This is a genomic window from Paenirhizobium cremeum (assembly GCF_047553425.1).
GTDB lineage: Bacteria > Pseudomonadota > Alphaproteobacteria > Rhizobiales > Rhizobiaceae > Allorhizobium > Allorhizobium cremeum.
On record NZ_CP180217.1, the window covers coordinates 583,604 to 597,352 of the forward strand.

At 61.1% G+C, this 13,749-nt stretch carries 11 protein-coding genes; 7 read left to right on the top strand and 4 right to left on the bottom strand.

From position 1 onward, the window contains the following. The first annotated feature begins 19 nt into the window (after positions 1–19). The 6 genes from ACLBKR_RS02745 to glyS all read left to right on the top strand — a co-directional run bounded on the left by ACLBKR_RS02745 (position 20) and on the right by glyS (position 7,477). On the top strand, positions 20–1,744 hold the full coding sequence (locus ACLBKR_RS02745) for a DUF2207 family protein (RefSeq protein ID WP_162757945.1): 1,725 nt from the start codon (positions 20–22) through the stop codon (positions 1,742–1,744). Positions 1,745–1,872: 128 nt separating this feature from the next. Continuing rightward, on the top strand, positions 1,873–2,424 hold the full coding sequence (locus tag ACLBKR_RS02750; RefSeq protein WP_112830974.1) for a LemA family protein: 552 nt from the start codon (positions 1,873–1,875) through the stop codon (positions 2,422–2,424). A gap of 21 nt (positions 2,425–2,445) precedes the next feature. Continuing rightward, a complete protein-coding gene (locus ACLBKR_RS02755; RefSeq protein WP_113339479.1) occupies positions 2,446–4,377 on the top strand; it encodes a DUF2207 domain-containing protein in 1,932 nt (643 codons plus the stop codon). A gap of 75 nt (positions 4,378–4,452) precedes the next feature. Beyond that, positions 4,453–4,734 (top strand): type II toxin-antitoxin system RelE/ParE family toxin, encoded by a 282-nt coding sequence (locus tag ACLBKR_RS02760; protein WP_112828979.1) that lies wholly within the window; start codon positions 4,453–4,455, stop codon positions 4,732–4,734. A 19-nt stretch (positions 4,735–4,753) separates the two neighbouring features. Beyond that, positions 4,754–5,050, top strand: a complete 297-nt coding sequence (locus ACLBKR_RS02765) for a HigA family addiction module antitoxin (protein ID WP_112828980.1) — start codon at positions 4,754–4,756, stop codon at positions 5,048–5,050. Between the two features lie 117 nt (positions 5,051–5,167). After that, on the top strand, positions 5,168–7,477 hold the full coding sequence (gene glyS, locus ACLBKR_RS02770) for a glycine--tRNA ligase subunit beta (RefSeq protein WP_113466816.1): 2,310 nt from the start codon (positions 5,168–5,170) through the stop codon (positions 7,475–7,477). A 478-nt stretch (positions 7,478–7,955) separates the two neighbouring features. Here the strand turns inward: glyS and ACLBKR_RS02775 are convergent, their stop codons facing one another. Then, entirely contained in the window at positions 7,956–8,414 is a 459-nt protein-coding gene (locus ACLBKR_RS02775) for an SRPBCC family protein (protein ID WP_113439507.1), read from the bottom strand. 48 nt (positions 8,415–8,462) lie between these two features. Then, positions 8,463–8,729 (bottom strand): hypothetical protein, encoded by a 267-nt coding sequence (locus ACLBKR_RS02780; RefSeq protein ID WP_244714295.1) that lies wholly within the window; start codon positions 8,727–8,729, stop codon positions 8,463–8,465. 108 nt (positions 8,730–8,837) lie between these two features. Between ACLBKR_RS02780 and ACLBKR_RS02785 the strand changes: the two genes are divergently transcribed. Further along, positions 8,838–9,326, top strand: coding sequence for a DUF523 domain-containing protein (locus ACLBKR_RS02785; RefSeq protein WP_113466817.1), 489 nt, complete (start codon positions 8,838–8,840; stop codon positions 9,324–9,326). A gap of 182 nt (positions 9,327–9,508) precedes the next feature. On the opposite strand, the gene ACLBKR_RS02790 is transcribed toward ACLBKR_RS02785, so the two are convergent. Beyond that, positions 9,509–11,344: a methyl-accepting chemotaxis protein gene (locus ACLBKR_RS02790; RefSeq protein WP_112828984.1), complete on the bottom strand. Its 1,836-nt coding sequence runs from the start codon at positions 11,342–11,344 to the stop codon at positions 9,509–9,511. Between the two features lie 251 nt (positions 11,345–11,595). Further along, positions 11,596–13,428, bottom strand: a complete 1,833-nt coding sequence (locus ACLBKR_RS02795) for a methyl-accepting chemotaxis protein (protein WP_113439505.1) — start codon at positions 13,426–13,428, stop codon at positions 11,596–11,598. Positions 13,429–13,749 lie beyond the last annotated feature (321 nt).

Sequence of the window (13,749 nt, forward strand, 5' to 3'; positions counted from 1 at the left end):
ATGGCTTCTCCTCATCGCCTTGCTGCCGCTTCTGACCGCCTGCAATGATTTCGACGAGGAGTTCTCCGTGCGCTCCGCCGAGAGCACCGTTACCGTGTCCCGCGACGGTTTCGCGCGCGTGTCGGAGACATTTATCGTCAGGGCGCTGGTTCCGCAGAATTACGGCGGTGTCTATGTCGACATACCCCAGCGTTTCGTCGACGGGGAGGGGGGCGCCCATTGGAGAGACTTCCTGTTGTTGGCCGCGCGCCGCGAGGGGCGTGACGAACACTACTCCCTCGAAAATGGAGTCCGGGGCCGCTCGATCTATATCGGCGAGAGACATTGCAAGCGTTGCAGTCCGGACCTGCCGGTCGGGATGAACGAGATCGGGATCGAGTACCGGCTCGGCAGGTTGGTGCGCGAGGAGGCGGGGCGTCAGATCCTTGCTCTGCCTGCTTATCTGGGAAGCATCCACGACCTTCGCGCGGAGAAAAAGGTCAAGTTGACCGTGCCGGCGGGCGGAAAACTCCTTTCGAGCGGTAGTGCCGATCTGGGCTACGAAGTCAGGAGCATGGGGCCGAACGAATTTCTGATTTCCTTCAATACGCGAAACGCTGATCGCACGCCGCTTGACTTGGAGATCGAATATCCGTTGGGAACCTTTGCCGCAGCAACGGCCGCCGATGCTGTATATTGGTGGGCAACCGACAAGGTGCTTGTTTTCTTCAGTCTAGCTGGGCCGTTGATTGCATTGTCGTATCTGCTTGTCATCGTGTTGGCCTATTACCAGTCGACGCGAATGCCGCCTTCGAAACTCGATACGGGAGTTTTTGAAAAGGTATCGCCTACCGTTGCTGCCTTCATCGCCTACGACTGGCAACAGCGGGCAAGCATGCCTGCATTTCGGGCTTGCGTCTGCAAGCTGGCGATTGAGGGCAATTTCCGCATTTCCGGGCTTGATTATGATCTCAGGGCGGTAGGCGATCCGATGCCGGAGGACGAGAGAAAGCTCGGCTCGCGACTGCTGCCCGGCTCCGTTTCTTCGACAGGTATAGTACGAAACCGTATTCTCAAGGCACCAAGCCACGGGGGCTTCCGTCGCGTTTTCGACGTCTTTGATGGGGTGGGGCCGGAACTGCTCAATGCGGCTGATCGCGAGTACAGACAGTACGACAGTCAGAGAGCCGCCAACTCCATCTACACAATGCTTTGCATCGTGGCCTCGGGCGCTGTCACCGCTTATTTCGCAGGCCTTTTGACCGTTACATTCGCAGGCTGCATGTTGTTGGTCCTGCCACTTGTTGCCCTCACCAAGATATTGCGCCCATCGAGTTTACCTGGTCCAACAAGCGAGAGGGAACGCCTCAAGCAGAACTTAAGCTTGGCGATTGGCGTGCCTATCGGGACAGTTTGGGCGTTGATCTACGTTGCCGGCTATCCGCTTGGAGCTGATGAACGACCATATGCGATAGCAATCGGTTTGCATGTCATCGGTTTGGTCGTGGTCTCCCTGCTTCGGCGTGTGCCCTCTTCCAAGCAGAGGCAATTGCGCGACAACGTCTTCCTCCTGCGCCGCTATATTCTGGGCGAAATCTCGGGTCCCGCGATGTCGGTCGAAACTTATGCACGCTATCTCCCCTTTGCTATTGCGCTGGATGCCGAGAGCGCGTGGATCGCGTCGTTCGGCAGGTGGCGCAAGGAGATCGGCATGGAGGTTTACGAGCCCGACTGGCTGATCAGGCCTGCCGCGCAGGAAGCCTAGGTCTTCTCGACACACGCTGGCATGCCGCCGACACTTCCGTCCCATTCTTGGCGCGACCGTTCGATGCATCATGACTTTGACGGTGCAACCGGTTAACCTGCGCCCGTCAAAGCTGGGAGCCCCATTTCATGTTCACGATCCTCGTTATTCTTGCCGCCGTCGCCCTTTACGTTGTCTATGTCTATAACGGCCTCGTCAAATCCCGGCAGATGACAGAGGAGGCATGGTCGGGTATCGACGTGCAGCTGAAGCGGCGCGCGGATCTGATCCCGAACCTGATCGAGACGGTGAAGGGCTATGCCGCCCATGAAAAGGGCACGCTCGAAGAGGTGGTCGAACTGCGCAACAGGGCGCAGGCGGTGCCCTCGGGCGATGTCGCCGGTCGTGCCCAGGCGGAAGGCCTGCTCGGTCAGGCGCTTGGCCGGGTGATCGCGCTTGCCGAAGCCTATCCCGATCTCAAGGCCAACCAGAACTTCCTCGAACTGCAGAAGTCGCTGGAGACCATCGAGGGCGAGATACAGATGTCGCGCCGCTATTATAACGGCGCCGCCCGCGATCTGAACGTCAAGGTCGACAGCTTCCCGTCCAACCTCGTCGCCCGCAATTTCGGCTTCGGCAAAGCGGGTTATTTCGAGATTGCCAACGAGGCCGACCGCGCCGTGCCGACAGTGAAGTTCTGAAGCCGCTTCGGAGCCTCGGTAATGTCCGTTCGCCTGCTCGCCGCCTTCGGCTTCGCCTGCCTGCTCGCGCTCTCGCCCGGCCTTGCCGCGGCAGCGGAATTCATCCGCAGCTACGATGCGCAAATCGTCGTTTCCGCGGATGCCGGCCTCGAGGTCACGGAAACCATCACGGTCCGAGCCGAGGGCAATGAGATCCGCCGCGGCATCTTCCGCGATTTTCCGCTTTACGCCGAGGACGCGAAGGGACGCCGCACCAAGGTCGATTTCGAACTCCTGTCGGTGGAACGGGATGGCGAGACGGAAGCCTGGCACACCGAAAACATCTCAGGCGGCATCCGCATCTATGCCGGTTCCGCCGACACCTTTCTCGCTCCCGGCGACTACACCTATCGCATCGCCTACCGCACCGCCCGACAGATCCGTTATTTCGACGATCACGACGAACTCTACTGGAACGTGACCGGCAATGGCTGGCGGTTTCCCATCAATGAAGCGTCGGCCACCGTCGTTTTGCCGGAAGGCGTGAAGCCGACCGAAACGGCCTACTACACGGGGTATCTGGGCGCGACGGATCGCAACGCGCGAATGTTGCGAACGGGCGAGGGCGTCTATTTCGAGACCACCGCCCGGCTTCTGCCCGAGCAGGGATTGACCATCGTCGTCGGCCTGCCGAAAGGCGCGGTCGCCGCGCCGTCCGGCGAGCAGAACCTCTGGTGGCTGCTGCGCGACAATCTCGCCAATATCATCGGCTTCGGCGGGCTCTCCCTCGTCTTCGTTTATTACCTGCGCTCATGGCTGGCGGTGGGGCGTGATCCGGCCGGCGGCGTCATCGTGCCGCGCTGGGATGCGCCGGATGGCATTTCCCCGGCGCTCGTCAATTACATCGACAACAAGGGCTTTTCCGGCGCGGGTTGGACGGCGTTATCCGCTTCCGCCCTCGATCTGGCGGTGAAAGGCTATGTCGTCCTCGACGATCTCGAGAAATCCATCGTCATCCGCCGGACGGACAAGCCGCTGGAGGGCAAGCTTCCGACAGGGCAGGCAACCTTGCTCGCGGAAGTGGGCGAACCAGGTTCGGAACTGGTGATCGACAAGGCTAATGGCCGGCGCGTGCAGTCGGTCGGACAGAAGTTCCGCTCGGCCATCGAGAAGGAACATCGCGGCAAGTACTACCGTGCAAACTCGGGCTATATCTTCGGCGGCGTGGTGCTGAGCGGCGCGGTCTTCGTCGCACTGCTGATGTTCGGCGATCTGAGTGAAGAGACCATCGGCATGATGTTCGTGCCGATTTTCTTCGCGGTCTTTCTCGGCGGCTTTGCGGTCAGGCTTGGCAAGGGGTTGCGCCGGGGCGCCTCGCTTCCCGTCCGCATATTCTCGATTATCGGGCTGGCGGCGATCTCCGCCGTGGCGTTCGCCGTCTTCTCCAGCTTCCTGCTGGCGATCTTCGTGGAACTGGAGGACAGCCACCAGATCGGCGTGCTCGCAGCCATTGGCGGCGTGGTGCTCGTCAATGCGCTCTTCTTCTTCCTGATGAGCGCACCGACGCCGCTCGGCCGCAAGCTGATGGACGGCATCGAGGGCCTGCGCATCTACATGACGCTCGCCGAAAAGGACCGGATGAACATGCAGGGCGCGCCGAAGATGTCGCCGCAGCATTTCGAAACGCTGTTGCCCTATGCGGTGGCGCTCGGCGTGGAAAAGCCGTGGACGCGCACCTTCGAGACATGGCTCGCGACGGCAGAGGCGGGGGCTGCCGCCTATCAGCCGGCCTGGTATCATGGCGCAAGCCCCGGCGATTTCGGTGGCCGCATCGGTGGTTTCTCCTCATCCATGGCCTCGACCATCGCCTCAACCCTTCCCGATCCACCGAAAAGCTCGTCGTCGGGTCTTTCCTCAGGCGGGGGAGGTTTTTCCGGCGGCGGTGGTGGTGGCGGCGGCGGCGGCGGGTGGTAGGCTACTGAGCCGATACCAATCGCGTTGAGTTTTGTATCGCGACATGATACATTCTGAACGGGTTGGGAGAGCGTCTTGATAAGGTCTTATGCTTCTGCATTGACTGAGGCGGTCGCGTCGGGAAAAGCGCCGAAAGGATTTCCGGCCGATCTTCTGCGCCGTGCCATCGTGAAGCTGACCCTGATCGATAACGCTTTCGCTCTGAACGATCTTGCCAGTCCTCCGGGAAACAGGCTGGAAGCCTTGAAAGGCGACCGACGGGGGCAGCATTCCATTCGCATCAACGATCAGTGGCGCATCTGTTTTGTCTGGGTGAACGGAGGTGCCGAGAATGTCGAGATCGTCGACTATCATTGAAACAACGGAAGGACGGGACATGGTCGCAGAATTGCCCCCGGTGCATCCGGGAGAGATTTTAAGGGATGAATTCCTCCTGCCTCTGGGCATGAGTGCTGGCGCCTTGGCGAGGAAACTCAATGTGCCGCGCACGAGGATCGAACGGCTGGTTGCCGAACAGACGGCCTTGACGCCCGATACCGCCCTGCGGTTGGCGCGCTTTTTCAATACAACGCCGCAATTCTGGATGAACCTTCAGACGAGCCATGATCTCAAGGTGGCGGCGATGACAAAGGCGCAGGAGATCGCGGCCATTCCGGTGATGAGTGCAGCGTAGCCGATAAGCTTTATTGCTTGAACCGATCGCGCATTTTGCCGCGATTGCATGGATGACTTTTTGCGCCGGGCTTGCTAAGTCCGCCGCAGCCTAAGCAACAAAGATAAAGTCAGTCCCATGCCCGATCTTCTGCTCGAACTCCGCTCCGAGGAAATCCCGGCCCGTATGCAGCGCAAGGCTGCCGGCGACCTCAGGAAACTCGTCACCGATGCATTGGTCGAAGCGGGCCTGAGTTACGAGGGCGCGCGCGAATACTGGACGCCGCGCCGGTTGACGCTGGACATTCGCGGCCTGACCGCTCGTTCCGCCGATATCCGTGAAGAGAAGAAGGGCCCGAGCGTCAACGCGCCCCAGCCCGCCATCGATGGCTTCCTGCGCGGCGCGGGCCTTACCTCCATCGATCAGGCAACCGTCAAGACCGATCCGAAAAAGGGCGATTTCTACGTCGCCTATCTCGAAAAGCCCGGCCGCGCGGCGGAAGAAATCATCGCCGAGGTCATGCCCGGCATCATCCGCACCTTCCCCTGGCCGAAATCCATGCGGTCCGGTTCGGCCTCCATGCCGAAGGGTTCGGTCTATGGCGGGATCGAGGGCAAGGGCACGGAAGCGTTGCGCTGGGTGCGTCCGCTGCAGTCCATCGTCTGCACCTTCGGCTCCGATCACGACGAAACCGTCGTCATTCCCTTCGAGATCGACGGCATCACCGCCGGTAACGTCACCTATGGTCACCGCTTCCACGCGCCGGCCGCCATCACGGTTCGCCGTTTCGACGATTACGTCGCGAGCCTCGAAAAGGCGAAGGTCATTCTCGATGCCGAGCGCCGCAAGCAGATTATCGCGCAGGACGCCGCCAATCTCGCCTTCGCCAACGGCCTCGATCTGGTCGAGGACGAAGGCCTGCTGGAAGAGGTGTCCGGCCTCGTCGAATATCCGCATGTGCTGCTCGGCACCTTCGAGGCGGACTACCTGACGATCCCGGCCGAAATCATCCGGTTGACCATCAAGACCAACCAGAAGTGCTTCGTCACCCGCCCGCATGGCGAGACCGAGGGCCTCTCCAACCATTTCGTTCTCGTCTCCAACATCGAGGCGAAGGATGGCGGCAAGGAGATCATGCATGGTAACGGCAAGGTCGTGCGCGCCCGCCTTTCGGATGCGTTGCATTTCTGGAAGCGCGACCAGGGCGACCTGCCGGATCTGGAAACGCTGAAGGCTTCCGCCGAAAAGTTCGGTCTCGACCTTAAGAAGCCGCTCGACCAGCGCATGGCCAAGCTCGACGCTCTGAACGTCACCTTCCATGCCAAGCTCGGCACGCAGGGCGAGCGCGTTTCCCGTATCCGGGCGCTGGCAAAGGAACTTGCCCCGATCGTCGGCGCCGATGCGGCACTGGTCGACCGCGCGGTCGTGCTGGCCAAGGCCGACCTTCGCACCGAAGCCGTCGGCGAATTCCCGGAACTGCAGGGCGTCATGGGCCGCAAATACGCTCTGCTGCAGGGCGAGAACGGCTCCGTCGCAACCGCCATCGAGGATCACTACAAGCCGCAAGGCCCGTCCGACCGCGTGCCGGACGATAAGGTCGCGATCACGGTGGCCCTTGCCGACAAGCTTGATACGCTCGTAGGTTTCTGGGCCATCGACGAAAAGCCGACCGGCTCGAAGGACCCTTATGCGCTGCGCCGTGCGGCGCTCGGCGTGGTGCGCGTGATCCTCGAGAAGGGCATCCGTCTTCCGCTCCTTGAATTGGCGGCATCGGCGTTCTTGGCTCCCATATCACTGCCGGAGAACTTCGGCGGAGGGTATGTGGGGAAGACCTTCCTGGAGCTTTGCGTGGCGAACTCCGGTGGTGGTTACGGGTTTAGTGAGGCCGAACGTCCAGCATTTATGAAGAGTGAAGCGCGACGTTACACCGCCGACCTCCTGTCCTTCTTCCATGACCGCCTGAAGGTCTACCTGCGCGATCAGGGCGCGCGCCATGACATCATCGATTCCGTGCTGACGCCGGAGGCCGACGATCTGTTGATGGTGGCCCGCCGTGCCGAGGCGCTGACCGCCTTCATCACCTCCGAGGACGGCAAGAACCTTTTGGCCGGCACCAAGCGTGCGACCCAGCTTCTGGCCGCCGAAGAGAAGAAGGGCACCGTGGTTGCCGATGCCGTGTCGGATGCGCTCCTGAAGCTCGACGCCGAACGGGCGCTTTTCGCCGCCATCAAGGTGGCGAGCGCGGAAGCGGCCGATGCCGTCGCGAGTGAGGATTTCCGCTCCGCCATGCAGGCCCTGTCGAAGCTCCGCGCGCCCGTCGACACGTTCTTCGACGACGTGCTGGTCAATGACGAGGATGCGGCCATCCGGGCAAACCGCCTGGCGCTGCTGAAGGCCATCCGCGAGGCAACGGCTACGGTCGCGGACTTCTCGAAGATCACGGGGTGATCCGGAGCAATTCCAGCAAAAGTGGGAACCGGTTTTGCGTCCGGAATTGCGTGGAAGGAAACCGGCAATTCCAGCAAAAGTGGGAACCGGTTTTGCGTCCGGAATTGCGTGGAAGGAAACCGGCAATTCCGGCAAAAGTAGGAACCGGTTTTGCGTCCGGAATTGCGTGGTTAAAAAGGCATGGAGCGTTGAAGGCAGCTCCGTTTTCGCTGGACATGCGCCGGTGAAAGGCTGCCTGTCGAGAGGCTTAGACCGCGACAAAGACGGAAAATCTCTCCGCCGTCATGCCGGACTTGTTCCGGCATGACGGCGGCGCGATGTCCGTCGCGCGCAAGGCTCTTTGCGATCAAGGCCTTGATCGCGCTGGTTCCCGGCTCAAGGCCGGGAAGACGGCAGTGGGCGAAGCGCCGTCGGATCGCAAGATACAGTCCGTGAAGAGTTTGTCTGCAGTCCGAGCCCCCGCAAGCGGGGGCTTCTCTCAGGTGGGGTCGGCAACTGCCGGCAGGGCCGAGATACGTTTCTCCCACGTCTCGATCATCGTCCGAAAGGCTGCGCCGCCCATCTGCCGAACGAGATCGTTGCCCTTGTCGTCAAGTCCGACCTGCCGGTATCGGACGGTCACTTCGCTGCCGTCGCCGGCAGGTGCGCATTCGACATCGACGATGGCCGCCCGCACACCGGGCGTCAGGCGATTGTAGCGGACTGTGCCGCGCGCAATATCATGGTGGACCACGGTCCACCATGTGACGGCGCCGTCGTGGGCGGTGGAGAACACCGTTCCCTCGAGGCTGTCGCCTGCGGGGCGGTGGTAGTAGATCGGGTTCCAGTCTTCCACCCACAAACGCTCTCCCTCCGGCGTGAAGAAGCCGAAGCAGCGCGAAGGCGGCATGGGAAGACGGATCGTGTGTTGCTGGTCGTCGTGTTGCGGTGTGAACATATCCTGTCCTTTGCTGGAGCTATATGGGACACAGGACTGATCGTGGCGCTATTCTCCCTTGCGGTCGGAGAGCAGGTGGCTGTCTTCGGACGTCAGGTCGAGGTCATAGATCGCCTTCAGGCGGGTTATCACCTCGATCGTATCGTCCGAGAACGGTTTCTTGCCCTCGAAGGCGTGCAGCACGATCCCCTCGACCAGATCGCCGAGTGTCAGATCCTTGTGTTCAGCGAGCGCCTTGAGAACTTTGACCAGGCGCTTTTCCAGCCGGATACCGGTCTGGATGCGCTCCACCTGCGTCTTCGCAATCATGGGCATGATAGGCTCATTTTCATCTAGGTACATTGGTACATAAGTACCAATTGTCGTGCGAGTCAAGACGGTTTGCTATGGTGTTTGTGTGTCGCTCGGCGTAATGGAAGTCGCATGTCTTCGGCCATCCTCATCAGCGCGTGCCTGCTCGGTCGCCCGGTCCGCTACGACGGCAAGGGCAAGCCGTTGTCGCATCCCGCCATTGAGCGGTGGTCGGCAGAAGGTCGGCTCGTCGGCTTCTGTCCAGAGCAGGCCGGCGGCCTGCCGACCCCGCGCCCGCCCGCCGAGATCGAGAACGGGCTTACCGGCGAAGATGTGCTGGACGGCAAGGCCCGCGTCGTCGAGGCGACGGGCGGCGATGTGACGGCGGAATTCATCGCCGGTGCCGAACGGGCGCTCGCCTTCGCAAGAGACAATGGCTGCGCCTTCGCGCTGCTGATCGACGGCAGCCCCTCCTGCGGATCGGGCCTGATCTACGACGGCTCGTTCGCCGGTCGCAAGCATGCGGGCAATGGCGTGACCGCAGCGCTTTTCCGCCGGTCAGGGATAGACGTGTTTTCCCATCACGAAATCGATGCGCTGGCTGAGCGTCTTCGCAAATAGCAGGTAAAGCGGTCTGCCGGTCAGAAGGGGTAAGCCGCAAGCTCGGAGCTGTCATTGCGTACATGCCCAATCATCACGGGAGACGCTCCAGACGCATCTATTCCTGAAGCAAATAAAAAGCCGCCGGACATACATCGTCCGACGGCTCCCTCACGCCCCCGCGTTCAAGGGGTAAAGACGGCTCAGCTTGCCATGCGCATGCGGTTCGCCATGTCGGAGAGGTTGCTCTCCTGCGAGCCGGAGACCCTGAAGCTGCGGATCAGTTCGAGCAGGTCGCCCGTATCGTTGGCCAGCACCTCGGCCGAAGCCGTGGTTTCCTCCGCCATGGCGGCGTTCTGCTGCGTGGCGGTATCGAGCTGGTTCATCGAAGCGGAGATCGAGCGCAGCGTCGTGTCCTGTTCCTGTGCGCTGTAGGAGATCTTCGACACGATGTCGTTGGCGCTTTCGATCTGACCGGAAATGCGCTTCAGCGCTTCGCCCGCTTCGCCGACCAGTTGCACGCCCTGTTCGACCTGGGCCGAGGAGCGGGCGATCTGGTCCTTGATTTCCTTGGCCGCTGCAGCCGACCGCTGGGCGAGTTCGCGCACTTCCTGGGCGACGACCGCAAAGCCCTTGCCGCTTTCGCCGGCACGGGCCGCCTCGACGCCGGCATTGAGCGCCAGAAGGTTGGTCTGGAAGGCGATCTCGTCGATCACGCCGATGATCTTGGAGATTTCGTTCGAGGACTGCTCGATGCCGCTCATGGCGGAAATCGCCTGGGCGACAACGGCATCGCTCTGTCGGGCTTCGGAGGAGACCGCGTTGACGCGGCTTGCGGCCTCACGCGCGCCTTCCGCCGTCTGGCGAACGGCAACCGTCAGCTCATCGAGAGCAGCCGAGGTTTCCTCGAGGTTTGCCGCCTGCCGTTCGGTGCGCTGGGCAAGTTCGCCGGATGCGCGGCGGATCTCTTCCTTGCTGATGGCGATGTCGTTGCCCTTGAGGTTGACGCGGGCCATCGCCTCTTCGAGACGGGAAAGCGCTTCGTTGAAGTTGTCGCGGAGCGTTGCGTATTTCGGACCGAGATCGGCGCAACGCACGGTCAGGTCGCCATGGGCCAGCTGTTCCAGCGACGCGCCGATGGTGGCGACGACCTCTGCCTGCTGCGCGGCGTCGGCCTGCTGCATGTCGATGTTCCGCTGGCGCTCGGCGCTGATCGCCGCATCCTGCTGGGCCTGGCGTTCGGCCATGGCGTGGCGCTCGCGGATCTTCTCCTGCAGGGAGAGGGTGGCCTTGGCCATCATGCCGACTTCATTGCTCATGTCGGCATGCGGAATGGCGATCGTAGTATTCTCGTCGGCGACTGCTTCCAGCGCCTTGTGGATCGCGCCGAGCGGCCGGGAGATGCCGCGAATGACGTAATAAGACGCGCCGAGACCGACAACGAAGACGACGAGACCGACAGAGATCGCCTTGAAGATCGAGGCATTGACCTCGGCTTTCAGGTCGTCCGTATAAAGACCGGTGACCACCACGATCTTCCAGGGCTCGAAGGCCTTGCCGTATGCTGCCTTGGGAAAGCTGTAATCGTCCACCGGGTGGCCGGGCTTCGGACCGATGAACTCGACATAGCCGCCACCGTTCTGGCCGAGCCGGACCAGTTCGTCACGATAGGCATAGCCAGTTGGGTCGCCCTTGCCCTTGTTGCTCTGGCCGACAGATTTGGATGTCGGATGGAACACCAGAACCACGTCATAGTCATAGCCGAAGAAGTAGCCGTCGGGATCGAATTTCAGCTGGTTCAGAGCGGCAAATGCCTGGGTTTTGGCATCTTCCAGCTTGAGCTCTCCTGCCTTGACCCGATCGTCATAGGTCTTCATCAGGGAGATGGCCGTTTCGACCTGCGTCCTCAGAAGTTCGTAGCGTTGATGGTAGATCGCTTGGGAGGAGGCGCGCACCTGGAAGAAGGTGGCGACGGCAAATGCAGCCATCAAACCCCCGACAATCAGGATCAGCTGCATCGATATTTTCAGGTTTTTCATTTCGCCCCACAGACAAAGGATTGTCGGTCGGCGGTACCTCAGCTTGAGCCTACGCGACCGTGCAACCGAAATGGTTTCGGCGCTTCCTGCGCGCATAACGGTGCTGCATCGCACTTCAGCAAGGATTGTTACACGACAATATTAAATAAACTTCTAAATATATCGCATCGCATCAATTTTTGATGCCAGCGACATAGCAAAAGGCCGCCGGGATTACCCAGGCGGCCTGAGTTCTTCTGTCGGATAACGCTTCAGCCGGCCATGCGCATCTTCTGGGCCATGCCGCCGAGGCCGGACGATGAGCTGCCGGAAACCCGGAAGCCTCGGATGAGGTTCAGCAGTTCCTCGGTATCGTTGGCCAGCGCCTCGGCCGAAGCCGTGGTCTCCTCGGCCATCGCTGCATTGTGCTGGGTCGCCGCGTCGAGCTGGTTCATCGACGAGGAAATCGAGCGCAGCGTGGTATCCTGTTCCGATGCGGAATGGGCGATCTTGCTGACGATGTCGCTCGCCGCCTTGATCTGTCCGGAAATGCGCTTCAGCGCTTCGCCGGCCTCTCCGACCAGTTGCACGCCGTTCTGCACCTGATCGGACGACCGCGAGATCTGTTCCTTGATTTCCTTGGCGGCCGCAGCCGACCGCTGGGCGAGTTCGCGCACTTCCTGGGCGACGACCGCGAAGCCCTTGCCGCTTTCGCCGGCACGCGCCGCCTCTACGCCGGCATTGAGCGCCAGAAGGTTGGTCTGGAAGGCGATCTCGTCGATCACGCCGATGATCTTCGAAATCTCCGAGGAGGAGTGTTCGATGCCGCTCATGGCAGAAATCGCCTGGGCGACGACCGCGTCCGAGCGGGACGCTTCGGTCGAGACCGCATTGACGCGCTTTGCCGCTTCCTGGGCGCCCTCGGCAGTCTGGCGAACCGCGACCGTCAGCTCGTCGAGTGCGGCCGAGGTTTCCTCGAGGTTTGCCGCCTGCCGTTCGGTGCGCTGGGAAAGCTCGTTGGAGGCGCGCCGGATCTCCTCCTTGGAGCCCCCGATGTCCACGCCCTTGGCGTTGACCTTGGCCATGGCTGCCTCGAGATGCGAGAGCGCCTCGTTGAAATTGTCCCGCAGGCCGGAATATTTCACGCCGAGATCGCCGCAGCGGACGGTGAGATCCCCCTGCGCAAGCTGTTCCAGCGCCTGGCCGATGGTCGAGACGACACGGGCCTGCTGCTCGGCTTCGGAACGCTGCATGTCGGCATTCTGCTGGCGTTCGCTGTCGAGCTGCATCTGCTGCTCTTCCTGGCGGGCGGAAAGCGCATGCCGCTCGCGCACCTTTTCCTGCAGTTCCTCGGTGGCCTTGGCCATCATGCCGACTTCATTGCCCATGTCGGTGTGCGGAATGGCGATATCGACATTCTCGTTGGCGACTTCCTCCAGCGCGTTGTGGATCGCCTTCAGCGGCAGCGTGATGCCGCGGATGACGAACCATGCAGCCGCAAGGCCGATCACTGCGACGCTGCCGCCGATCGTCAGGGCCTTCCAGATCATCGCATTGATCTTGACCTGGAGGTCGTCGATATAGACGCCCGTTCCGATCACGATCTTCCACGGTTCGAAGGCGCGGCTGTAGGCGGCCTTCAGGTGAACCTCGCCGCTGGTGTCTCCCGGCTTCTCCCAGTAATATTCGGTAACGCCGCCGCCCTTGCGGGCTTTGTCGATCATTTCTTCCCGGAAGAGGTTGCCCATCTTGTCGGGCTGGCCGGCCTGCCTCAGACCAACCTGCTTCTGCACGGGGTGAAAGACCATGGTCACGTCATAGTCGAGACCGAAAAGATAGCCGTTCGGCTCGTACTTGATCGCGGTCAGCGTTCTGAAAGCCTGGGCCTTGGCCTCGTCCTGGGTCATCTCGCCGGCTTTGGCGCGGTCTTCATAAGCCTGCAAGATAGCAAGCCCGGATTCGACCTGCGTGCGCAGCATGTCGGTGCGCTCGGCATAGATTGCGTCCGCTGCCGAACTGATCTGGAAATAGGTCGCGATACCGAATGCAATCATCAGGGCGCCGATCAACCCAAGCAACTGGCGGGAAATCTTCAGATTTTTCATAGGTCCTCACTCAATGAAAAGGGTCCGGCGGCGTCCTGCCAATCTCGCGAGGTTCCTCTGCACTCGCCAGTGCACATGCATCATGCGGCTTCCGGGTTATGGAGCGAAGATGCGGGGAGGTGTGTAAAATTTGAATTATATCGGGCCGGCAACAAATAAACCCCAAAAAATAGGAGGGTTTTAGTCGCGGGCGATACTATTGTGCAGTATAGTCTAACTATCGGGATTTAATGAATAAATTCGACTTTTCTCATATGCCTTGCGGCGCCTGCCTTGGCAGGTCGTCACCGACGGATTTAGGGCCGGTTTCCTGTTCCGAAG